This is a genomic window from Caulobacter sp. GW821-FHT11E11, assembly GCF_058808315.1.
In genome coordinates, this window is sequence record NZ_JBXARO010000001.1 from 280,082 (window position 1) to 302,222 (window position 22,141).

Consider the following 22,141-nt stretch of genomic DNA (forward strand, 5'->3'; position numbering starts at 1 on the left):
TATTCCCTTGCCAGGCGAGGGGCTCTCGCGAGTCAACAGAAATATCCGGACTCGGACGCAAGTTTTCCGTTTGACCGGCCCCCTGCGCTGGCTAGTTTAAGCGTCTCAGCGCTTCTCCAGTCTTGGAAAAAACAAGGCGGCGGCGGACCTCCTGCGTTCGCCGGGTAAGAACCTGTGTGCGCTGAGTAACCGGCTGTACGCCATGGGGGGCGAGCGGCTGAAGTGGGTTTGCGGCGGTTGTTTTTGTACGAAGGCGGTGGACGAATGACGATGAAGGGCGGGGTGGCCAGCCAGGACTTTTCGGCGGCGATTGCGACGGCTTGCGAGCCGGCCGCGACCGTGTGGTCGAAAGTGACCGTGGCTCTGAAACGCGAGCTGGGCGACGCGGCCTTCGGGTCTTGGATCGCACCGGCGATGCTGCGTGAGGCCGCGACCGGCGACGTCGTGCTGGTGACGCCCACGGGTATCGCGCGTGACTGGATCCGTCGCAGCGCCTGGCGTCGCATTGGCGAGCTGTGGGCCGCGAACGACGCGACCGGTCGCCGTATCGACCTGAAGTCGCGTCTGGAATTCGAAGCTTCGGCGGGCGCCTATGTCGAGGCTGCTCCGAAGGCCGCCGAACCCATCGAGATCGTCCTGCCCGTGTCGAGCGACGCGCCGGCCGTCGTGGCGCCGAGCGCCAAGTCGCCCCGCACCCAGGGCCTGCAAGAACGTTTCACCTTCGAGACCTTCGTCCCGGGTCCGGCCAACGAGTTCGCCCACGCCGTGGCGCGCCGCATCGCCAACTGGGCCGACGGTCACTTCAATCCCGTGCTGTTCCACGGCCCCTACGGCTTCGGCAAGACCCACCTGCTGAATGCCCTGGCCTGGGAAGCCATGCGCAACGCGCCGGAAAAGCGCGTCGTGTACCTGACCGCCGAGCGTTTCCTGTCGACCTTCGTGCGCGCCCTGATGGATCGCCAGACGGCGGCCTTCAAGGAAGAGCTGCGCGCCGCCGACCTGCTGATCATCGACGATGTGCATTTCATCGCCGGCAAGCAGTCGACCCAGGAAGAGCTGTTCCACACCCTGACCGCCCTGGTCGGCGAAGGCGGCCGCGTCGTGTTCTCGGCGGACCGTCCGCCGTCGGCCATGACCGAGATGGACCCGCACCTGCGCTCGCACCTGTCGGCGGGCCTGGTCTGCGGCCTGGAGCCGGCCGATCGCAACCTGCGCATGGGCATTCTGGAGCGCAAGATCCAGACCCTGGCCGCGGCGCACGGCTTCGATCCGACCATGCGTCCGGACGTGCTGCAGTTCCTGGCCGATCGCTTCACCGACAGCGTCCGCGAGCTGGAAGGCGCGCTGAACACCCTGTCGGCCCGCGCCGGTGAAGGCCTGTCGCGCCTGACCCTGGACGAAGTTCAGGCGGTCCTGCGTCCGCACCTGCGGTCGGGTGAGAAGCGCATCACCATCGACGACATCCAGAAGGCGACGTCCGAGCACTACGGCATGAAGCAGGCCGACCTGCTCAGCGAGCGCCGCAACCGCGCCGTGGCCCGTCCGCGCCAGGCCGCCATGTGGCTGGCCAAGCAGCTGACCACCCGTTCGCTGCCGGACATCGGCCGTCGTTTCGGTGGCCGCGACCACACCACGGTCTTGCACGCCGTGCGCCGCATCGAGGCCCTCCGGGCCGAGGACAGCGCCCTGAACCACGACCTGGAAGTCATCACCCGCAAGCTGCGCGGCTGATCCGGGACGGGCCGGGACACCGGTTTCCAAAGATCGACAAGGCCGCTCCGAAGGGGGCGGCCTTTTTCGTTATGGGCGGCTGACGCTAGGATCAGGCGGTTCGCGTCAGGAGGGATCGTGTTCGAGTTTGTCGCCAAGGGTCTGCGGACCACGATCCTGACGGTCTGCATGCTGGGGGCGTCGGCGGCGTTCGCCCAGACCCAGCCGGTCAATCTGGACAGCGTTTCCAGCACGGCCTCACGCTATTCGGTCCTGTCCGATGCGCTGTGGACCATGGGCTCGGACGCCGTGCCCGAGCGGCTCGACACCGCCCAGGCCGCCTTCGCCGCCAACGCTCGCAGCGCCGAGGCCAACCTGCGGCTGGGCCTGGCCATGCGGCTCGAGCATCCCGAAGCCGCGGCCCTGATCCAGCGCCTCTATGACGAGGCCTTGCGCCTCGATCCCCAGTCGCCGCGCGCCTACGCCGTGATGGGCGAGTTCCTCAGCGACCAGGGCGACGCCGAGGGCGTGGCGAAGACCTACCAGGCTTGGCTGGCCTTCGCGCCGAACGATCCTCGGGCGCACCTGTCCTACGCCCTGGCGCTGGGGCGGCTGGGCCAGATGCCCGAGGCGCGCGCGGAGCTCGACAAGTCCCTGGCCCTGGGGCCGACCGCGGCGGCCTATCAGCTGAAGGCGGTGCTGGCCGAGGGTGGTCCGCCTGAAGAGGTCCTGGCCGCGCTCGAGGCGGCGCTGAAGGTCGGCGGCGGCGAGGACCGGATCTATTATTACCGCGCCCGGATGCGCTGGGCGCGAGACGAGACCGACCTGGCCCTGGCCGATGTCGCCAAGGGGCTGGCGTACGCGCCGACCAGCTTCCGCTTTCGCCAGCTGCGCGGCGAGATCAATGCCGACGCCGGGCGCTACGACCTGGCGATCGCCGAATACGACGCCTTGATCGCCCAGCAGCCCGGCTGGCCGGATCTGATGAACGACCGCTGCTGGGCGCGGGCGAGGGCGGGTGTGGATCTCCAAAAGGCGCTGGCCGACTGCGACACCGCCCTGGGCCTGGATCCGGGCCGGCCCGAAGCGCTCGACAGCCGGGGTCTGGTGAAGCTGCGCCTGGGCGATCTGTCCGGCGCGCTCGTCGACTACGACGAAGCGTTGAAGACCGATCCGCCGGTGCCGACCGCCCTGTTCGGGCGCGGCGTGGCCAAGCGCCGGAGCGGCGACACGGCCGGCGGCGACGCCGATCTCGACCAGGCCCGCGCCCTGGAGCCCGGGATCGACAAGCGCTTCGCGAGCTTTGGCGTCACGCCCTAGGCCTGAGCGCTCAGCTTTTCGACGCGAGGGGCGTGGCGGCCGCCGGCGAAGGGGGTCTCGAAGAAGGCGGCGATGCAGGCCTCGGCGGTGTCGAGGTCGACACGGCGGGCGCCCAGGGCGATGACATTGGCGTCGTTGTGCTCGCGGCTAAGCCGGGCCAGGTCGGGGTCGCTGACCAGCGCGCAGCGGCACGCCGGGTGGCGATTGACCGCGATCGAGATCCCGATACCCGAGCCGCACAGGGCAATGCCGCGCTCGGCCCGACCATCGGCGATGTGCGCCGCCAGCCGGTAGCCCTGGTCGGCATAGTCGGCGACGAGGCCGGCGCTCAGGTCCGCGACGTCATGACCTTCGCCCGTCAGCCACGCGACTAGCTCATTCTTGAGCGCGATCGCCGCATGGTCCGAGGCAATGGCGATGCGCATGGTTCCCCCTACCGCGCCCGGCGCAGGGTCAGGTTGATCCGCCCGCCGCCGGGCACCAGGCCCGATGATCCCGCCTGTATCCTATCCACGCCGTGGAACGCCAGGCGGGCCGGGCCTGAGAGCCGACACACATCCCCTGAGCTCAGTTTCAGGCTGCGGGTCGGATCCCTGCGAGCGGTCCCGCCGATCCGGAACACCGCCGTATCGCCCAGCGAGATCGACAGCACCGGGAAGCGGGGATCGGCTTCGTCGCGGTCCTGATGCAGGCCCATGCGGGCGCCGTCGCGATAGAGGTTGATCAGGCACGAGTCCGGCGGCGTGTCGGGATCCCCGAGCTGGCGCCAGAGGTCGAGCAGGACGGGCGGCATGGCGGGCCAGGGCTGATCCGTGTCCGGATGCCGTTCGGCGTAGCGGTATCCCTTGGCGTCACTGGTCCAGCCCAGCGGGCCGAACGCCGTCATCGCTACGCTCATCGGCTTACCATAGGCCGTGCCGTAGTTCGTGAACGGCGCAGTCTGCGCGGCGGCCAGGGCGGCCTCGACCAGTTGCCGCTGGGCGGCGGGGTCCAGCAGGGCGGGCCAGAGGTCAAAACCCGGAATGACGGTCAGGGGCTGAAACATTACTGAAACTTAACGCGCGCCATAGGGGCGGAAGGTGTTGGTTTGCGCCGCCGGCTGAGGGGGCCGGATGATTTTTCCATTTTAGGACCGAACATGCGTCGTCTTATGTCCTCAGCGGCCATGGCCGTGATCTTGTTGGCCGCCGGCAGCGCTTCCGCCGCCCCGAACGCCGTCGGCACAAAGGGCGCGACCTTCGCGACCGTGACGACCCAGCTGCCGCGCAATGTGCGCCCCGTCCACTATGATCTGGCCTTCACGCCCGACGCCGACAAGATGACCTTCACGGCTCAGGTGAAGATCGCCATCGAGGTGGTCGAGCCGACCGCGACGGTCACGCTGCAGGCCGCCGACCTGACGTTCTCGAAGGCCGAGATCGCCGGTTTCGGCGCGGCCAAGATCAAGCTTGACGACGAAGCCCAGACCGCCGCCTTCACGTTCGGCAAGACCCTGCCGAAGGGCAAGTACGTCCTGTCGATCGACTATGCCGGCAAGATCTACAAGCAGGCCGCCGGCCTGTTCGCCCTCGACTACGAGACCGAGGCCGGCAAGAAGCGCGCGATCTACACCCAGTTCGAGAATTCCGACGCCCGCCGCTTCATCCCCTCGTGGGACGAGCCGTTCTACAAGGCCACCTACACCGTCGAGGCGACGATCCCGACCGGCCAGATGGCCCTGGGCAACATGCCGATCGCGTCCTCGAAGGACCTGGGCGGCGGCAAGACCGTCGTGAAGTTCGCGACCTCGCCCAAGATGTCGACCTACCTGCTGTTCTTCGGCCTGGGCGAGTTCGACCGCGCCTCGGTCAAGGCCGCCGGCGTCGACGTCGGCGTGGTGACCAAGAAGGGCGATACGCCCAAGGCCGATTTCGCCCTGAAGTCCGCCGCCGACATCCTGCCCTGGTACAACGACTATTTCGGCACGCCGTACCCGTTGCCGGTGCTGGACAACATCGCCGCGCCGGGCCGCAGCCAGTTCTTCAGCGCCATGGAGAACTGGGGAGCGATCTTCTACTTCGAATACGCCATGAACCTGGACCCGAAGATCTCGACGGAGTCCGACAAGCAGAACGTCTTCACCACCGTGGCCCACGAGATGGCCCACCAGTGGTTCGGCGACCTGGTCACCATGGCCTGGTGGGACGACCTGTGGCTGAACGAGGGCTTCGCCTCGTGGATGGAAGGCCGGGCGACCGAGCATTTCCACCCCGAATGGAACGCCGCCGTCAGCGCGGTGAACGGCCGTGAGTACGCCATGGGCCTGGACGCCCTGCAGACCACCCACCCGGTGGTGCAGCACGTCGAGACCGTCGAGCAGGCCAGCCAGGCCTTCGACGCCATCACCTACCAGAAGGGCGAGGCCGTCATCCGCATGCTGGAAAGCTATGTGGGCCACGACGCCTGGCGCGACGGCGTGCGCGCCTACATGAAGCAGCACGCCCACGGCAACACGGTCAGCGACGACCTGTGGGGCGCCGTCGAGGTCGCCGCCAAGAAGCCGATCAAGGCCATCGCCCACGACTTCACCCTGCAGCCGGGCGTCCCGCTGATCACGGTCAGCAATGCGACCTGCGCGGCGGGCAAGACCACGCTGTCCCTGACCCAGGGCGAGTTCAGCAAGGATATCCCGGGCAAGAAGCCCCTGACCTGGCGCGTGCCGGTCACCGTCCAGGCCATCGGCGGCGGCACGGCCAAGACCCTGGTCACCGGCGGCCAGGGGACGGTTACGGTCGACGGCTGCGGCCCGGTGGTCGTCAATGCCGGCCAGAGCGGCTACTTCCGCACCCTGTACGGTTCGGAGCGCTTCACGGGCATCGTCCAGAGCTTCGGCAAGCTGCCGGCGATCGACCAGCTGGGCGTGATGAGCGACGCCTGGTCGATGGGCCTGGCCGGCTACCAGCCCGCCACCGACTTCCTCGACCTGGCCAAGGCCACGCCGGCCGACGCCGATCCGCAGGTGCTGTCCAAGGTGGCCAGCGTGCTGTCGGCCATCGACGGCTACTACGAAGGCGCGCCCGCCGAGCGCGCGGCGTTCCGCAAGGTGGCCATCGGCCAGCTGCGGCCGCTGATGGCCAAGGTGGGCTGGACCGCCAAGACCGGCGAGCCCGACAATGTCGCCATCCTGCGCGCCGACCTGATCGGGGCGCTGGGCGGCCTGGGCGACAGCGACGTGGTGGCCGAGGCGACCCGGCGCTTCAACGCCGACAAGACCGACCCGTCGGCCATCCCCGGTCCGCTGCGCAAGACCATCCTGGGCGTCGTGGCCAAGCACGCCGACCAGGCGACCTGGGACGCCATCCGCGCCCAGGCCCAGGCCGAGAAGACCCCGCTGGTCCGCGCCCAGCTCTACAGCCTGCTGGCCGCGGCCGAAGATGAAACCCTGGCCAAGAAGGCGCTGGAACTGGCCCTGACCACCGAGCCGGGCGAGACCCTGTCGTCGACCATGATCTCGCGGGTCGCCGGCCTGCATCCGGACCTCACCTTCGACTGGGCCGTGGCCAACAAGGACGCGGTCAACGACAAGGTCGACTCCAGCTCGCGCACCCGGTTCATCCCCGGCCTGGGGGCGGCCTCGTCGAACCCGGCCACGGCCGAGAAGATCAAGGCCTATGCCGCCGCCAATCTGGCCGAAGGTTCGCGCAAGGAAGCCGACAAGGCCGCCGCCGCCGTGCTGAACCGCGCCCAGATCCGCCAGCAGCGCCTGCCGGTGATCACCGCCTGGGTCGCCAAGGCGGGCTAATTCTCGAATAATCAACGACTTCCAATGGTCGCGCTTCGAAAGGGGTGCGGCCATTTTTCTTGGTCGCGGTACCAGATTCCCCCTCCATCCGAGGGGTTATGGGCTTGCGCCCTGCCACCCATCCCCCATATCCGGCTTCGAAGCGGGGTTGACGGGCTCGTCAACTTCGCACAACGCATTTTGCCCGCTCGGCTTTTGCCGTCGGAACAAGATGTGGACCCAACCGTAGAGCGTACGAACCCACCGGGGACGGGAACGAGAAAAACCGGGGCGCTTCCGAGAAGGCCCTTGTCACCGCCGTCCGCCTAAAGGAGCGAACAGGTACCAATATGAGCAAGATTATCGGCATCGACCTTGGCACCACGAATTCGTGCGTGGCCATCATGGACGGCAAGACCCCGAAGGTGATCGAGAACGCCGAAGGCGCTCGCACGACGCCGTCGGTTGTCGCCTTCATGGAAGATGGCGAACGCCTGGTGGGCCAGCCGGCCAAGCGCCAGGCCGTGACCAACCCGACCAACACGCTGTTTGCGATCAAGCGCCTGATCGGCCGCTCCGCCAGCGACCCGGTCGTGGAAAAAGACAAGGGCATGGTGCCCTACGACATCGTCAAGGGCCCGACCGGCGACGCCTGGGTCAAGGCCCACGGCAAGGACTACAGCCCGCAGGAAGTGTCGGCCTTCATCCTGCAGAAGATGAAGGAAGCCGCGGAAGCCCACCTGGGCGAGACCGTGACCAAGGCGGTCATCACCGTCCCGGCGTACTTCAACGACGCCCAGCGTCAGGCGACCAAGGACGCCGGCAAGATCGCCGGCCTGGAAGTCCTGCGCATCATCAACGAGCCGACCGCCGCCGCGCTGGCCTACGGTCTGGACAAGGACAACAACAAGAAGATCGCCGTCTACGACCTGGGCGGCGGCACCTTCGACGTGTCGATCCTCGAAATCGGCGATGGCGTCTTCGAAGTGAAGTCGACCAACGGCGACACCTTCCTGGGCGGCGAGGACTTCGACCTTCGGATCGTCGACTACCTGGCCGACGAGTTCAAGAAGGAGCAGGGCGTCGACCTGCGCAAGGACAAGCTGGCCCTGCAGCGCCTTCGTGAAGAGGCCGAAAAGGCCAAGAAGGAACTGTCGTCGGTCGCCCAGTACGAAGTGAACCTGCCGTTCATCAGCATGAACGCCTCGGGCCCGCTGCACCTGAACATCAAGCTGTCGCGCGCCAAGCTGGAAGCCTTGGTCGACGACCTGATCTCGCGCACCATCGGTCCGTGCGAACAGGCCCTCAAGGACGCCGGCCTGAAGAAGAGCGACATCGACGAAGTGATCCTGGTCGGCGGCATGAGCCGCATGCCCAAGGTCCAGCAGGCGGTGCAGGACTTCTTCGGTCGTGAGCCCCACAAGGGCGTGAACCCCGATGAAGTCGTGGCGCTGGGCGCGGCCGTCCAGGCCGGCGTGCTGCAAGGCGACGTCAAGGACGTGCTGCTGCTGGACGTGACCCCGCTGACCCTGGGCATCGAGACCCTGGGCGGTGTGTTCACCCCGCTGATCGAACGCAACACCACCATCCCGACCAAGCGCTCGCAGACCTTCTCGACCGCCGACGACAACCAGTCGGCCGTGACGATCCGCGTGTTCCAGGGCGAACGCCCGATGGCCGTGGACAACAAGATCCTGGGTCAGTTCGACCTGGTCGGCATCCCGCCGGCGCCGCGCGGCGTGCCGCAGATCGAGGTCACCTTCGACATCGACGCCAACGGCATCGTGCAGGTCCACGCCAAGGACAAGGCGACCAACAAGGAACACTCGATCCGCATCCAGGCCAATGGCGGCCTCTCGGACGCGGACATCGAGCGCATGGTCAAGGAAGCCGAGGCCAACAAGGCCGCCGACGAGACCAAGAAGAAGCTGGTCGAGGCCAAGAACCAGGGCGAGGCGATCCTGCACTCGACCGAGAAGGCTCTGGCCGAGCACGGCGACAAGGTCGGCGCGCCTGAAAAGACCGCGATCGAGACCGGGATCACCGAGCTGAAGACCGCCCTGGAAGGCGAGGACGTCGAGGCCATCCAGGCCAAGACCCAAGCCCTGATCCAGGCGTCGATGAAGCTGGGCGAGGCCATGTACGCCGCCCAGTCGGGTTCGGACGAAGGCGCTGACGGCGCCGAGGCCGCGGACGATGGCGTCGTCGACGCCGAGTTCGAAGAAGTCGACGACAACAAGCCGGCGAACTAATCGCCATGCGCGCGCCGCGGAACATGCTCGATAGGTCTGTTCCGCGGCCGCGACGTCTTGTCTCGCCGCCTGAGGACGCCTTGCGCCGGGCCGCGTGCTATCCCACCTCTTCCTGTATCAACGCCACTTTCGTGGGCCTTTTGGGCGCCAGACGCTGACGATGCGCGACTATTACGAAATCCTCGGCGTGACCCGGACCATCGATGATGCTGGTCTGAAGTCCGCGTTCCGCAAACTGGCGATGGAACATCACCCCGACCGCAATGGCGGCTGCGAGAACGCCACTGGGCGGTTCAAGGAGATCAACGAGGCCTATTCGGTCCTCTCCGATCCCCAGAAGCGCGCGGCCTATGACCGCTTCGGCCATGCGGGCGTCAACGGTCCGCAAGGCGGCGGTGGCGCCGGCTTCGGCGGCCAGGGCTTCGACGCCAACGACATCTTCAACGACGTCTTCGGTGACGTCTTCGGCGAGATGTTCGGCGGCGGCCGTCGCCAGTCGAACGGTCCCCAGCGCGGTCAGGACCTGCGCTACGATCTGGAGATCTCCCTCGAGCAGGCCTATGCCGGCGCCGAGGTCGAGATCAAGGTGCCCGCCGCCATGACCTGCGAGGTCTGCGAGGGCTCGGGCGCCAAGCCTGGCACCAACCCCACCGTCTGCGGCACCTGCGGCGGCGCTGGCCGCGTCCGCGCGACGCAGGGCTTCTTCGCGGTCGAGCGCGGCTGCCCGCGCTGCGGCGGCTCGGGCCGTATGATCCTGGATCCCTGCACGAACTGCCACGGCCACGGCCAGGTGCGCCGCGAGCGCATCCTGTCGGTCCGCATCCCGGCCGGCGTCGATGACGGCGCCCGCATCCGCCTGGCGGGTGAAGGCGACGCGGGCGCACGCGGCGGTCCGCGCGGCGACCTCTACATCTTCCTGTCGGTGACCCCGCACGAGCTCTTCGAACGCGACGGTCTCGACCTCCTCTGCACCGTGCCGGTGCCGATGACCACGGCCGCCCTGGGCGGCGAGATCGAGGCCCCCTGCCTGCTGGGCGGCGAGACCTGCGACGGCCAGTGCAAGATCTCGGTCAACGTCCCGGAAGGCGCCCAAACCGGCAAGACCGTCCGCCTCAAGGGCAAGGGCATGCCGTCCCTGCGCAGCCGTCAGCGCGGCGACCTGGTGGTCGAACTGTTCGTCGAAACCCCGACCCATCTGTCAGCTCGTCAGAAAGAACTGATGCGCGAACTGGCCGGCCTGTGCGGCGAGAAGCAAAACCCCAAGTCGGCCAACTTCGTCGGCAAGGCCAAGCGCTTCTGGGAAGAGGTGACGGGGAGCTAGGGCTTCCTCGTCGACCGCCTGGCCGCGCGGTTGTGGTAGCGGCCGAGACCCCAGATCATCGCGATCAGCAGGAGGGCGGAGACGCCCGCCACGCCCAGACCGGCCGTCGTCAGGATCTGGGAGACGTCGGGTTCGCCCGCGGACCGCTCCGGGATCTCGAAGATCAGCGGCACCGTCACCTCGCCGGGCGCCGCGTTGGGATCGTCTGGCGGGATCATTCGGAACTTGGGCGCCAGCTTCAGCGCCGCCTCGCCGAAATGCTCGCCGGGCGGGCTTTCCTCCACGACCTTGCATTCGGTCAGGAGCCCGCCGGTGTTCACCTTGCAGGTGATCGTCGCCTTGCCGGAGATGTCGTTTCGCGCGGCATGGTCGGGATAGAAGTCCGCCATGTCGTCGCCGGTCGGCTTCTCGAGCCAGTCGGGGCGGTAGGAGCCCATGACGGCGGGGCGAGGCGGAGGCGGCTGGGCCGGCGTGGTGGTAGTCATGCGGCCAGCTCAACCGGGCGTGGATCGGCCGTCAAGCAAGTTCGAAAATCAGCGTAACGGTCTTCCATCCCCCGAAAACCTTAACGCCGCCCCTTAACGGGAGTCGCGACGCTCTGTAGTTTCGGGCGTCATGAACGCCCACGCCACGCCGACTCCTGCGCACCTTCTCGACCCCACCGGCGCGACGCCGGTGATGCAGCAGTTCTTCGAGATGAAGGCGCGGCAGCCCGATGCGTTGATCTTCTTCCGCATGGGCGATTTCTACGAGCTGTTCTTCGACGACGCCTATAAGGCCGCCGCCGCGCTGGGCATCAGCCAGACGTTCCGGGGCACGCATGCGGGCCAGCCGATCCCGATGGCGGGCGTGCCGCAGCACGCGGCCGAGGCCTATCTCTCCAAGCTGATCCGCATGGGCTTCAAGGTCGCCGTCTGCGAACAGATGGAAGACCCGGCCGAGGCCAAGAAGCGCGGCTCCAAGTCCGTCGTCCGCCGCGACATCGTCCGCGTCGTGACGCCCGGCACTCTGACCGAGGACGGCCTGCTGGACGCCCGTGGCGCCAACCGCCTGGCCGCCGTCGCCGTGCGGGCGGGGCAGGCGGCCGTGGCGTCGGTCGAGCTGTCGACCGGCGAGGTCGAGGTCTTCGCCCTGGCCAAGGAGGCCGTGGCCCCGATCCTGGCGGCGCTGGCGCCGTCCGAGACCCTGGTCGCTGATCGGCTTCTGTCGGACGAGAGCCTCTCCCAGACCCTGAAGATCTGCGGCGGCCTGGTGCAGCCAATGCCCTCGGCGCTGTCGGAGCCGCAGGCCTCGGAAGCCCGCGTGAAGCGCCTGTACGGTGTCGACACCCTGGACGGCTTTGGCGGCCTGACGCCGGCCGAGATCGGCGCCCTGGGCCTGATCGCCGCCCACCTGGAAATGACCCAGGCCGGCAAGCTGCCGGCGCTGCGCGCGCCGCGTCGCGCCGCTGATGCGGATGTGATGGCCATCGACCCGGCCACGCGCGGCAGCCTGGAGATCGACCGCACCCAGACCGGCGATCGCAACGGCTCGCTGCTGGCCTGTATCGACCGCACGGTTTCGGCCGGCGGCGCGCGGATGCTGGCCTCGCGCCTGGCCCGCCCGCTGCTGGACGTCGCCGCCATCGACCAGCGCCTGGACGCCGTCGAATGGTTCGTCGAGCACCGCCAGCTGCGCCAGCGCCTGCGTGAAGTCCTGAAGGGCTCCGGCGACATGGCTCGCGCGCTTTCCCGTCTCGCCCTCGGTCGGGGCGGTCCGCGCGACCTCGGCTGCCTGCGCGACACGCTGAAGGTCGGCGAACGCCTGGCCGGCATGGCGGGCGGTTCGCCCGATCCGCTGTCGCCGCCGCCATTCGAGCTGGAGCACGCCTTCAAGGCCCTGACTCCGTCGCTGCACGAGGGCCTTTCGCAGTTCCTGAACGTGCTGGAGCAAGGCCTGGGCGACGACCTGCCGGCCCTGGCCCGCGATGGCGGCTTCGTCGCCGCCGGCATCCGGCCCGAGCTGGACCAGGCGCGCGGCCTGCGCGACGACAGCCGCAAGGTCATCGTCGCCTTGGAAGCCCAGCTGACCGCCGACAGCGGCGTGCCACTGAAGATCCGCCACAACGGCGTGCTCGGCTATTTCGTCGAGGCCACGGCCGGCAAGGCCGACCCGCTCTTTCAACCACCGCTGAATGCTGTCTTCATCCACCGCCAGACCCTGGCCAGCCAGGTGCGCTTCACCACGGTGGAGCTGGCCGACCTGGACGCCCGCATCGCCCAGGCCGCCGAGCGCGCCCTGGCCATGGAGGTCGCCGCCTTCGAGGACTGGCGCGAGCAGGCCCGCCTGCTGGCCGACGCCATCCAGATCGCCGCCGAGGCGCTGGCCCGCCTGGACGTCGCTTCGGCGCTGGCGGAGTGGGCCGAGGACGCCGACGCCGTGCGGCCGATCGTCGACAGGTCCTACGCCTTCGACGCCAAGGGCGCCCGCCACCCGGTGGTCGAGGCCGCCGTCAAGCGCGCCGGCGACCCCTACACCCCCAACGACTGCTGCCTGGACGCCTCGGGCGAGACCGGGGCGCGGCTGTCGATCGTCACCGGCCCGAACATGGCCGGTAAGTCGACCTTCCTGCGCCAGAACGCCCTGCTGGCGATCCTGGCCCAGTCCGGCTGCTACGTGCCGGCCGCCTCATTCCGTCTCGGTGTCGTCGACCGCCTGTTCAGCCGCGTCGGCGCCGGCGATGACCTGGCCCGTGGCCGCTCGACCTTCATGATGGAGATGGTCGAGACCGCCGCCATCCTGACGCAGGCCGGCCCGCGCTCGCTGGTGATCCTGGACGAGATCGGCCGCGGTACGGCCACCTATGACGGTCTGGCCATCGCCTGGGCCTGCGCCGAGGCCCTGCACGACACCAACAAGAGCCGCGCCCTGTTCGCCACGCACTATCACGAGCTGGCGACGCTGGAGGAGCGGCTGAGCTTCGTCTCCAACCTCAGCCTCCGCGCCAAGGAATGGAACGGCGACCTTGTCTTCCTGCACGAGGCCGCGCCCGGTCCCGCCGACCGCTCCTACGGCGTGCAGGTGGCCAAGCTGGCCGGCGTGCCCGGTCCGGTGGTCGTCCGCGCCCGCGAGGTGCTGGATCGCCTGGAGAGCAAGGATCAGTCGCCGGCCAAGCTGGACGACCTGCCGCTGTTCGCCCTCAGCCAGGCCGCCGCGCCGATGCCCGCCAAAGCGGCGCCGAGTGTCGTCGAGGACACCTTGTCGGATCTGGACGTTGACGGCATGAGCCCCCGCGAGGCCTTGGAAGCCCTCTATCGTCTTAAGGGTCTGCTGAAGACCTAGCTGGTACCCATATAATCAACATGCCCCGTCGCCTTCGCCCCACCCGCCTGGAACACGTCGTCGACGGTCACGCCCTGCGGGCCCGACTGTCGGCCGCCGCGCTGGATTCCATCGGCAACGAGGCCGAACAGCGCTCGCGGGCCATCGAGATCCTGAAACAGGCGCTGTTTCGCGGCCGGATGATCGCCAAGGAACGGCTGGAGAACGGCGCCGCCGGCGTCGAGACCGCCCGGCTGCTCAGCGGGGTCACCGACGAGGTGATCACCGCCCTCTACGACTTCACGACGGTGCACGTGTTCCGGGCCCGCAACCCGACCGAGGGCGAGCGCCTGTGCCTGCTGGCGGTCGGCGGCTATGGCCGGCGGACCCTGGCGCCGTTCAGCGACATCGATCTGCTGTTCCTGCGGCCCTACAAGCAGACGCCGCACGCCGAGAGCGTGATCGAGTACATGCTGTATGCGCTGTGGGACCTGGGCTTCAAGGTCGGCCACGCCTCGCGGACCATCGAGGAGTGCGTGCGCCTCTCGAAGGAAGACTTCACGATCCGCACCTCGATCCTGGAGGCCCGCCGCCTGACCGGTGACGAGCGCTTGGCCGACGATCTGAAGAAGCGCTTCCGCGACGACGTCATGAAGGGCACCGGCGCCCAGTTCGTCGCCGCCAAGCTGAAGGAACGCGACGACCGCCAGGCCCGCGCCGGCGCCAGCCGCTACATGGTCGAGCCCAACGTCAAGGAAGGGAAGGGCGGCCTGCGCGACCTCCACACCCTGATGTGGATCGCCGAATATCTGCACCCCGTCGATCGTCCCGAGGACGTCTTCAAGATGGAGGTGTTCTCGGGCCGCGAGACCAAGGCCTTCATCCGCGCTTTCGATTTCCTGCATGCCGTGCGGGCGCATCTGCACTTCACGACGGGCCGGCCGGAAGAGCGCCTGACCTTCGACCTCCAGCCCGAGATCGCCCGCCGCATGGGCTATGGCGACCGGGGCGACGCGCCGGCGGTCGAGCGGTTCATGCGCCGCTACTTCCTGATCGCCAAGGAGGTCGGGGCCCTGACCCGCGCCTTCTCGGCCAAGCTGGAAGCCGAGCACTTCAAGAACGAGCCCAAGGGCATTTCGCGCTTCCTGTCGGGCGGGCGTCCCAAGCGCAAGGCGCTGGATGTCGAGGGCTTCTACGAGGACGGCGGGCGCCTGAACATCGAGGATCAATCGATCTTCGAGGCCGATCCGGTCAACCTGATCCGCCTGTTCAAGATCGCCGACGAGCGCGACCTGGATCTGCATCCGGACGCCTTCACGGCGGTGACCCGCAGCCTGTCGCTGATCACCTCGCGCGTGCGCCGCGATCCCGACGCCTGCCGGGGGTTCCTGGACCTGCTGGCGCGGGGCAAGCGCAGCTATCGCACCCTGACCCTGATGAACGACGCCGGGGTGCTGGGCCGCTTCGTGCCGGAGTTCGGCCGGATCGTCGCCCAGATGCAGTTCAACATGTACCACTCGTACACGGTGGATGAGCACACCCTGCGGGCGGTGGGCCTGATCGGCGACATGGCGGCCGGGCGACTGGTGGACGACCACCCGCTGGCCGTCTCGATCATGCCGCTGATCGAGGACCGCGAGGCCCTGTTCCTGGCCATGCTGCTTCACGACACCGGCAAGGGCGGGGTCGGCGGCCAGGAGAAGGCCGGAGCCCGCTCTGCCCGCAGCGCCTGCGAACGGCTGGGCGTCGAGCGTGTGAAGGTCGAGCTGGTCGCCTGGCTGGTCGAGAACCACCTCGTCATGAGCGACTTCGCCCAGAAGCGCGACGTCTCCGATCCGGGCACGGTCGCGGCCTTCGCCCGCATCGTCGAGAACCCCGAGCGCCTGCGCCTGCTGCTGGTCATCACCGTCGCCGACATCCGCGCCGTCGGGCCGGGGGTCTGGAACGGCTGGAAGGGCCAGCTGCTGCGCGAGCTCTACAACGCCACCGAGGCGGTGTTCCGGGGCGGGCGCGGCAGCGACGCCGCCGCCAATGTCCAGCGCCACCAGGAGATCACCGCCGAGACCGCGCGCGCGGCCCTGCTGGAGACCGATCCGGCGGCCATGGGCTGGGCGACGGCGATGGAGAACGCCTATTTCAGCGCCTTCGGCCAGGAAGACCTGTTCGAGCACGCCGCCCTGGCGCGCAGGGCGGCCATCCAGGGCGGCGCCGCCGCCGAGGGCCGGGTGCGCCAGGGCCAGAACGCCGCCGAGATCGTAGTGGCGGCCAAGGACCGTCGCGGCCTGTTCGCCGACCTGGCTTTGGCGATCTCGTCGCTGGGCGGCAATGTCGTCGGGGCGCGGGTCTTCACCTCTCGCCAGGGCCAGGCCCTGGACGTCTTCCATGTGCAGGACGTGACCGGCGCGCCGTTCGGCTGCGAGAACCCTCGCGGCCTGCGTCGTCTGGCCGATGCGCTGGAGGCCGCCGGGCGGGGCGAGGCCCTGTCGGTCGAGCCGCGCCGAGGCGCCGAGCAATCGCGCGCCGCCGCCTTCGCCATCGCCCCCACGGTGGTGGTCGACAACGAGGCCTCCAACGACGCCACGGTGGTCGAGGCCTCGGGCCGCGACCGGCCGGGCCTGCTCCACGCGCTCGCCAAGACCCTGGCCGAGAGCGGCCTCTCCATCCAGTCGGCCCATATCGACGGCTATGGCGAGCGGGCGGTCGACGCCTTCTACGTCCAGACGGCCGAGGGCGGGAAGGTCACCGAGACCCGCAAGGTCGCCGCCCTGAAGGCCGACCTGCTGGCGGCGCTGGAACAGAACGAAGCGACGGCGCCGGCCGCTCGCGCGGGTCTGCGCCGGGCGCGGGCCAGCGTGGCGCGCTAGGCGTCTTCGCAAGACCGTCACGAGCCGGCGGGTCGTCTCGCCGGGTCACGAACTGGGGGAACGACATGAAGCCGCCGATCAAGAGCCTGGCCGACCTCAAGCCGGCAGCGGCCCCCGCCGGCGCCTATGCGCGGCCGACCCCGAAGGTGGCGCGGCGCAAGACCGCCAAGGTGCTGACCGACGAGGAACGCGCGGCGTTCCTGGCTTCCCGGCCGGACCTCGCGCCGAAATAGCCTGCGGAGCGGGCGTCTGCGATGGGTGGTGAGCGGTCGTCCCAACACACAGGTGCCCAAGGCTGGCTGTCTACCCAGGCCCGGGCTTCGTCGAGAGTTCGGTGGGGAAGCGTGTTTCCGTGAAGGTAGTATAGACAACCGTCCGGTCCGGGCTGAACGGGTACGTCGTCAGCCTCCAGCATCCCATCCGCCTCAAGGGTTCGATGCCAAACGTCGTAGTCGCGAGCAATTATCTCAACGCGCGTGCGAACGGTCCCGCCGTATAAGAACCAGCCGCCGACGACCGGTACGCCTTCGTAATTATCTAGGGCCATACGCAACAATAGGTCGCAAAATGAATGTCTGACTAGGGTGGTGAACGGACCTAAGCTTGAGTAGTCAGTCGGGAGATTTCGGCATCAAGCCTGTCAAGCTCGTACTGAAGGCTCGCCTCGCCTTCTTGTGTGGCGGGGTGGCGACCGCATTCGCACTCGTCAAGCAAGTGCGCCACATGCTCCCGGTCGAGTTTAAGATCTTCCAACGTGCCCATATCGGCAGCTTCGGATGGACCGGCAACTTCCGCAATGGGTGGAAAGGCGACGCTTCTGAGGTCATATGGCGAGATGACCGACAAGCCCTTGATCTCCGAGACCGACCTTCCGGTAGCTGAGGATTTCGATAGTTTTCACCCTTTCATCAAGGGCGTGTTCAGTCAGTGGCATCCGACCTCGTTCGAGATTGACGGCCTGACGCTGGTCACTGCCGAACAATGGATGATGTTCTCCAAGGCGCGACTTTTCGGCGATGGAAATGCTGCGGAGGCGATCTTAGCGACCGCCAGTCCGGACGAGCAGAAGCGTTTCGGACAGACGGTCCAAGGCTTTGAACAGGAAACCTGGGACCGCTGGAAAGTCAGCCTTGTCTACCAGGGTAACCTAGCAAAGTTCACCCAAAACGCGGGCGCGGCGCGGCAACTGAAAGCGACTGGGCAGGCCATGCTGGTTGAGGCCAATCCGAGAGATTGGATTTGGGGTGTGGGCCTGGCCGTTGATGATCCGTGTGTGCAATCGCCGTCAGAGTGGAAGGGCGGCAACTTGCTAGGACGTATCCTAACCAAAGTACGATCCGAACTCACAGTGTAGCAGAGGACGACCGCTCAGGAGACGTCGACCGTCAGTCGCTGAAGGCTTCCGCATCAAACGGGATGGACGGCGCGAGAACCGGAGCAAACTTTTCTTCCAAGCACGGCGCATGAGCGAACAGTTCCTGGCTGGGTGGGTTTCGCCTACCGGAGAGAGCCGCCAGGGCGATAGAGACCGCGCCAACATCGCTGCTGGTAATCGGTTGTGCGCAGAAGCAGCAGACGGCCATAGCTCTTCTCCAATCCGGCCGGTCTCGTAACAGCCGCACTGATTGTCCGCCACGGGTGGTGAGCTGACGTCGATGTCGTTCTCGGAACGGGACTTAGACGTTTGTGAGAAGCCAGGGTCTTGATGCCAAAGCTGCTCGTTCGGCTTCTGATGCAGTTGGATAGAGGCCAGACGCAGAAACGGCCTGCCAGCCGACATGATCGTCGTGCTCGGCTGGATCGCCGTAGAAATGCTCTTCGATGAATTGAGCCAGCTCGTCAGGTCGTAACTCGATAACTACCCGTTGGTCACCGCTTTCGTTGGTGAATGATTTGATGATGCGGTGCCGAGTGATCTCAATCATGCGGTACCATAACAGACCTTTCAAACGTCGCCGAAGGGTCGAAAGTCGACCTTGGTCGGTGCGATCCTTTCATCTCTTGGAGGCTGCAGCGTGCAGGGCTGACCTGGTCAGCCCTGCGATCGTCTCGCCGTGAGATGTAAGGAGGGCGCTCTTCCGGGCCGGAAGGCTTTCCTACGGAGTGGGATCGCGCGCACCGAACCTCTCTCTAAGAGAGAGGGGATTGGCGGTGCTCTATCCTCGGAATTCGCGAGATCGAACGCAGTGAAATCAACTGCTTGTCGATTTTAGACCTCGCTGAATGATCCGCGCTCAAACCCGCCGCACAATCATAGCCATCCCCGTCGCGGGGGAGGGCGTTTGGATCCGGCCCAAAACGGCGGCGGGGGTAGGTTGAGCGGGGCCGCTGGCGGTTCCTGGAGGCTCGAAAGTCGCTCCATCCGTACTCTTTAGGCGGATCGGCTGGCGAACGGGCAGCTTCCGGGGTCAAAGCCATCAGCGGATCGACAGGGCGGTGATCGTATAAGCCGCCTATCGTGGATCGTCGGGGTCGAGACGGATGTAGCCGATCGACTTGGTCCGCGCCCGTCCGGGGGCTAGTGGGGACCCGAGCTGAAAGACGCTCACGCCTCCCATCCTCACGGGCAAGAACAGCCTGGCGGAGCGGTCTGCGAGCCGAAACACAACAAACCTTACGGTCTCCGGGTTCGCCCGGCCGCTCCGTCGCCTCCCCACACACCTTCAGCGGCGCTGGCCGCGTGGAGCCGAGAGCGCATGACTCAGCACAGGCCCCCACCTGACCGCTACGCGGTCTGTCCGCCCCCAAGCGGGGCAGTCACTCTCCTCCCCCGCTTGGGGGAGGGGGACCGGCGAAGCCGGTGGAGGGGTCAGCGCCGCACCTTGACGCCCTCCCGCCAAACCCCCAGAAGCCGTTCGTGACCGACGCTGTCCCTCCCTCGCCCGCCGAAACGTCCACGCCGCCCGCCAAGAAGGGCGGAGGCCTGCTCAAGTCGTCGGCGATCTATTCGGGCCTGACCCTGGTCAGCCGGTTCATGGGCTTCGCGCGCGACCTGGCCGTCTCGTACCGGATGGGCGCCAGCGCCACCCCGGCCGCCGACGCCTACAACGCCGCCCTGGCCTTCCCGAACCTGTTCCGCCGGTTCTTCGCCGAGGGCGCCTTCGCGGCGGCCTTCGTGCCGGCCTACGCCAAGTCGCTGCAGCGCGACGGCGAGGAGAAGGCCGACATCCTGGCGGCCGACGCCATGGCCACCCTGGCGGCCTCGACCATCCTGATCACCGTGATCTGCCAGCTGGCCATGCCGTGGCTGATGATGCTGATCAGCCCGGGCTTCGGCTGGGGCACCGAGAAATACAAGCTGGCGGTGCTGCTGACCCAGATCACCATGCCGTACCTGCCGTGCATGGCCATCGTCGCGCACCTGTCGGGCGTGCTGAACGCCCGTGACCGCTTCATCCTGTCGGCCGGCGCGCCGATCCTGCTGAACATCTGCACCCTGGCCTTCATCCTGCCCCAGACCAGCGCCGTCGGCGCGGCGACCTGGGGCTCGATCGGCGTCGTGGTGGCTGGCGTCGCCCAGGCGGCCCTGCTGACCTGGGGCGTCAACAAGTCCGGCGCCAAGGTCCACTGGCGGATCCCGCGCCTGACGCCGGAAGTGCGCGAGCTGATCGGCAAGGCCATCCCCGGCGCCCTGGCGGCCAGCGCCACCCAGGTCAACATCTTCATCTCGGGCAACCTGGCCAGCCACGTCCCCGGCGGCCGCACCTGGCTGGCTACCGCCGACCGCCTGTACCAGCTGCCGCTGGGCTTGGTGGGTGTGGCCATCGGCGTGGCCCTGCTGCCGCGCCTGTCGCGCGCCGTGCACTCCGGCGACAAGGACGACGCCCAGAGCGCCATGGACCAGGGCGTCACGCTCGCCATGGCCCTGACCCTGCCGGCCGCCGCGGCCCTGATCGCCATGCCGGGCTTCCTGTCGGACGGCCTGTACACCCGCGGCCAGTTCACGGCCTTCGACGCCAGCCAGACGGCGGCGGCGCTGTTCTTCTACGGCCTGGGCACCCCGGCCTTCGTGCTGCAGCAGCTCTATTCGCGGGCCTTCTTCGCGCGCGGCGACACCAAGAGCCCGATGCGGTTCGCCTTGATCTCGGTGGCCGTGAACATCGCCTTCGGCGTGGTCCTGTTCCAGCTGGTCGGGGTCAAGGGCATCGCGGCCGCGACCGCCATCGCCTCGTGGATCAATGTCGGCCAGATGGCCTTCGGCCTGTCGCGTAAGAAGGACTACAGCCCGACCAGCCAGACCTGGTCGCGCCTGATCCGCATCCTGCTGGCCAGCCTGGGCATGGGCCTGCTGATGGCCGCCGCCTCGCACTATCGCGACCTGATCGAGGCCCCGCTGCGGAGCCTGGGCCTGACCGGCCACGCGATCGGGGCCAAGGAGTTCGCTTTGGCGCTGACCTGCCTGGCCGGCGTTCTGGTCTATCCGCCGCTGCTGTTCCTGTTCGGCGGGGTGAAGCCGGCCGAGCTGAAGGCGGTCCTGCGCCGGGGCAAGGCTTGATCGGCCTTGCCCTGGTCGGGTCGCGGCGCTAACCAGCGGCCATGACCGATCAAGCTCCCGCCACCCAAGCGCCGGCCGTCTACTCGGGCCCCGCCCGCGTGCTCTCGGGCGTCCAGCCTTCGGGCGCCCTGCACCTGGGCAACTATCTGGGTGCGCTGGTGAAGTTCTCCCGCCTGCAGCACGAGATCGACACCTTCATCTTCGTGGCCGACCTGCACGCCATCACCGTGTGGCAGGACCCGGCGCTGCTGGCCCAGCAGACCCGCGAGATCGCGGCCGCCTACATCGCCTCGGGCCTGGACCCGGACAAGGCGACGATCTTCCCGCAGTCGGCGGTGCGCGAGCACGCCGAGCTGGCCTGGATCTTCCAGTGCGTCGCCCGCCTCGGCTGGCTGGACCGCATGACCCAGTTCAAGGAGAAGAGCGGCAAGCACAAGGAGCGCAGCTCGGTGGGCCTCTACACCTACCCGGTGCTGCAGGCGGCCGACATCCTGGTCTACAAGGCCACCCACGTGCCGGTCGGCGAGGACCAGAAGCAGCACCTGGAACTGACCCGCGACATCGCCCAGAAGTTCAACCACGACTTCGGCATTCCTGGCGGCGTTCCGGCTTTCTTCCCGCAGCCCGATCCTCTGATCCAGGGGCCGGGCGCGCGGGTCATGAGCCTGCGCGACGGTTCGGCCAAGATGAGCAAGTCCGACCCGTCGGACTATTCGCGCATCAACCTGACCGACACGGCCGACGACATCGCCGCCAAGGTCCGCAAGGCCCGCACCGACCCGGAACCGCTGCCGGAAACCCTGGAAGAGCTGGGCGCCCGCGCCGAGGCCGACAACCTGGTCGGCATCTTCGCGGCCCTGTCCGGCCGGACCAAGGCCGAGGTGCTGGCCGAATACGCCGGCAAGGGCTTCGGGACCTTCAAGCCGGCCCTGGCCGAGCTGGCGGTCGAGAAGCTGGCCCCGGTCGGCGAGCGCATGCGCGGCCTGCTGGGCGATCCGGCGGTTCTCGACAGCATCCTGGCCAAGGGCGCGGAGAAGGCGCGCGAAGCCGCGGCCCCGACCCTGGCCGAGGTCAAGAAGCTGGTCGGCTTCTGGGGGGCTTGAGGTCGATGCTGAAGCG

The 22,141-nt window shown here is 67.9% G+C and carries 16 protein-coding genes and 1 pseudogene; 12 read left to right on the forward strand and 5 right to left on the reverse strand.

What is annotated here, in order from left to right; genetic code table 11:
- The first annotated feature begins 264 nt into the window (after window positions 1–264).
- Complete coding sequence (gene dnaA, locus AC1RR5_RS01430; RefSeq protein WP_492919316.1) at window positions 265–1,731, forward strand: chromosomal replication initiator protein DnaA; 1,467 nt, start codon at window positions 265–267, stop codon at window positions 1,729–1,731.
- Between the two features lie 117 nt (window positions 1,732–1,848).
- On the forward strand, window positions 1,849–3,030 hold the full coding sequence (locus tag AC1RR5_RS01435; protein WP_492919317.1) for a tetratricopeptide repeat protein: 1,182 nt from the start codon (window positions 1,849–1,851) through the stop codon (window positions 3,028–3,030).
- Here AC1RR5_RS01435 and AC1RR5_RS01440 read toward each other — a convergent pair.
- Both AC1RR5_RS01440 and AC1RR5_RS01445 read right to left on the reverse strand, forming a co-directional pair.
- Complete coding sequence (locus AC1RR5_RS01440) at window positions 3,027–3,455, reverse strand: RpiB/LacA/LacB family sugar-phosphate isomerase (RefSeq protein WP_492919318.1); 429 nt, start codon at window positions 3,453–3,455, stop codon at window positions 3,027–3,029. The genes AC1RR5_RS01435 and AC1RR5_RS01440 overlap by 4 nt on opposite strands.
- 8 nt (window positions 3,456–3,463) lie before the next feature.
- On the reverse strand, window positions 3,464–4,075 hold the full coding sequence (locus AC1RR5_RS01445) for an alpha-ketoglutarate-dependent dioxygenase AlkB (RefSeq protein ID WP_492919319.1): 612 nt from the start codon (window positions 4,073–4,075) through the stop codon (window positions 3,464–3,466).
- Between the two features lie 93 nt (window positions 4,076–4,168).
- Between AC1RR5_RS01445 and AC1RR5_RS01450 the strand changes: the two genes are divergently transcribed.
- From AC1RR5_RS01450 to dnaJ, 3 genes are all read left to right on the forward strand, one after another.
- A complete protein-coding gene (locus AC1RR5_RS01450; RefSeq protein WP_492919320.1) occupies window positions 4,169–6,811 on the forward strand; it encodes a M1 family metallopeptidase in 2,643 nt (880 codons plus the stop codon).
- 329 nt (window positions 6,812–7,140) lie between these two features.
- Entirely contained in the window at window positions 7,141–9,042 is a 1,902-nt protein-coding gene (gene dnaK, locus AC1RR5_RS01455; RefSeq protein WP_492919321.1) for a molecular chaperone DnaK, read from the forward strand.
- Between the two features lie 160 nt (window positions 9,043–9,202).
- Window positions 9,203–10,363: a molecular chaperone DnaJ gene (dnaJ, locus tag AC1RR5_RS01460; protein ID WP_492919322.1), complete on the forward strand. Its 1,161-nt coding sequence runs from the start codon at window positions 9,203–9,205 to the stop codon at window positions 10,361–10,363.
- Here the strand turns inward: dnaJ and AC1RR5_RS01465 are convergent.
- The gene (locus AC1RR5_RS01465; protein ID WP_492919323.1) at window positions 10,360–10,848 is read right to left on the reverse strand and encodes an energy transducer TonB; all 489 of its coding nucleotides are present in this window, start codon (window positions 10,846–10,848) and stop codon (window positions 10,360–10,362) included. The genes dnaJ and AC1RR5_RS01465 overlap by 4 nt on opposite strands.
- 130 nt (window positions 10,849–10,978) lie before the next feature.
- On the opposite strand from AC1RR5_RS01465, the gene mutS reads away from it, so the two are divergent.
- The 3 genes from mutS (at window position 10,979) to AC1RR5_RS01480 (ending at window position 16,760) form a co-directional block, all read left to right on the forward strand.
- On the forward strand, window positions 10,979–13,684 hold the full coding sequence (gene mutS, locus AC1RR5_RS01470) for a DNA mismatch repair protein MutS (protein WP_492919324.1): 2,706 nt from the start codon (window positions 10,979–10,981) through the stop codon (window positions 13,682–13,684).
- A 20-nt stretch (window positions 13,685–13,704) separates the two neighbouring features.
- Window positions 13,705–16,527 (forward strand): [protein-PII] uridylyltransferase, encoded by a 2,823-nt coding sequence (locus AC1RR5_RS01475; protein ID WP_492919325.1) that lies wholly within the window; start codon window positions 13,705–13,707, stop codon window positions 16,525–16,527.
- A gap of 65 nt (window positions 16,528–16,592) precedes the next feature.
- Window positions 16,593–16,760, forward strand: a complete 168-nt coding sequence (locus AC1RR5_RS01480) for a hypothetical protein (RefSeq protein ID WP_492919326.1) — start codon at window positions 16,593–16,595, stop codon at window positions 16,758–16,760.
- Window positions 16,761–17,124: 364 nt separating this feature from the next.
- On the opposite strand, the gene AC1RR5_RS01485 is transcribed toward AC1RR5_RS01480, so the two are convergent.
- Entirely contained in the window at window positions 17,125–17,373 is a 249-nt protein-coding gene (locus AC1RR5_RS01485; RefSeq protein WP_492919327.1) for a hypothetical protein, read from the reverse strand.
- Between AC1RR5_RS01485 and ybiA the strand changes: the two genes are divergently transcribed.
- Window positions 17,363–17,881, forward strand: a complete 519-nt coding sequence (ybiA, locus tag AC1RR5_RS01490; RefSeq protein WP_492919328.1) for a riboflavin biosynthesis intermediates N-glycosidase — start codon at window positions 17,363–17,365, stop codon at window positions 17,879–17,881. The two genes, AC1RR5_RS01485 and ybiA, sit on opposite strands and share 11 nt — an antisense overlap.
- A 322-nt stretch (window positions 17,882–18,203) precedes the next feature.
- Here ybiA and AC1RR5_RS01495 read toward each other — a convergent pair whose 3' ends face one another.
- Window positions 18,204–18,452 (reverse strand): hypothetical protein, encoded by a 249-nt coding sequence (locus tag AC1RR5_RS01495; protein ID WP_492919329.1) that lies wholly within the window; start codon window positions 18,450–18,452, stop codon window positions 18,204–18,206.
- A gap of 310 nt (window positions 18,453–18,762) precedes the next feature.
- Here AC1RR5_RS01495 and AC1RR5_RS01500 point away from each other — a divergent pair.
- From AC1RR5_RS01500 to trpS, 3 genes and pseudogenes are all read left to right on the forward strand, one after another.
- Window positions 18,763–18,902, forward strand: a pseudogene (locus tag AC1RR5_RS01500) (hypothetical protein); the annotation flags it as partial.
- Window positions 18,903–19,384: 482 nt separating this feature from the next.
- Window positions 19,385–21,022 (forward strand): murein biosynthesis integral membrane protein MurJ, encoded by a 1,638-nt coding sequence (gene murJ, locus AC1RR5_RS01505; RefSeq protein WP_492919330.1) that lies wholly within the window; start codon window positions 19,385–19,387, stop codon window positions 21,020–21,022.
- A 41-nt stretch (window positions 21,023–21,063) separates the two neighbouring features.
- Window positions 21,064–22,125: a tryptophan--tRNA ligase gene (gene trpS / locus AC1RR5_RS01510; RefSeq protein ID WP_492919331.1), complete on the forward strand. Its 1,062-nt coding sequence runs from the start codon at window positions 21,064–21,066 to the stop codon at window positions 22,123–22,125.
- Window positions 22,126–22,141: the final 16 nt, after the last annotated feature.

Bases quoted from the DNA above. Each gene is read 5' to 3' on its own strand.
- dnaA (WP_492919316.1), top strand. From the start codon at position 265: ATGACGATGAAGGGCGGGGTGGCCAGCCAGGACTTTTCGGCGGCGATT.
- AC1RR5_RS01440 (WP_492919318.1), bottom strand. From the start codon at position 3,455: ATGCGCATCGCCATTGCCTCGGACCATGCGGCGATCGCGCTCAAGAAT.
- AC1RR5_RS01445 (WP_492919319.1), bottom strand. From the start codon at position 4,075: ATGTTTCAGCCCCTGACCGTCATTCCGGGTTTTGACCTCTGGCCCGCC.
- AC1RR5_RS01450 (WP_492919320.1), top strand. From the start codon at position 4,169: ATGCGTCGTCTTATGTCCTCAGCGGCCATGGCCGTGATCTTGTTGGCC.
- dnaK (WP_492919321.1), top strand. From the start codon at position 7,141: ATGAGCAAGATTATCGGCATCGACCTTGGCACCACGAATTCGTGCGTG.
- dnaJ (WP_492919322.1), top strand. From the start codon at position 9,203: ATGCGCGACTATTACGAAATCCTCGGCGTGACCCGGACCATCGATGAT.
- AC1RR5_RS01465 (WP_492919323.1), bottom strand. From the start codon at position 10,848: ATGACTACCACCACGCCGGCCCAGCCGCCTCCGCCTCGCCCCGCCGTC.
- mutS (WP_492919324.1), top strand. From the start codon at position 10,979: ATGAACGCCCACGCCACGCCGACTCCTGCGCACCTTCTCGACCCCACC.
- AC1RR5_RS01475 (WP_492919325.1), top strand. From the start codon at position 13,705: ATGCCCCGTCGCCTTCGCCCCACCCGCCTGGAACACGTCGTCGACGGT.
- AC1RR5_RS01480 (WP_492919326.1), top strand. From the start codon at position 16,593: ATGAAGCCGCCGATCAAGAGCCTGGCCGACCTCAAGCCGGCAGCGGCC.
- ybiA (WP_492919328.1), top strand. From the start codon at position 17,363: ATGACCGACAAGCCCTTGATCTCCGAGACCGACCTTCCGGTAGCTGAG.
- AC1RR5_RS01495 (WP_492919329.1), bottom strand. From the start codon at position 18,452: ATGATTGAGATCACTCGGCACCGCATCATCAAATCATTCACCAACGAA.
- trpS (WP_492919331.1), top strand. From the start codon at position 21,064: ATGACCGATCAAGCTCCCGCCACCCAAGCGCCGGCCGTCTACTCGGGC.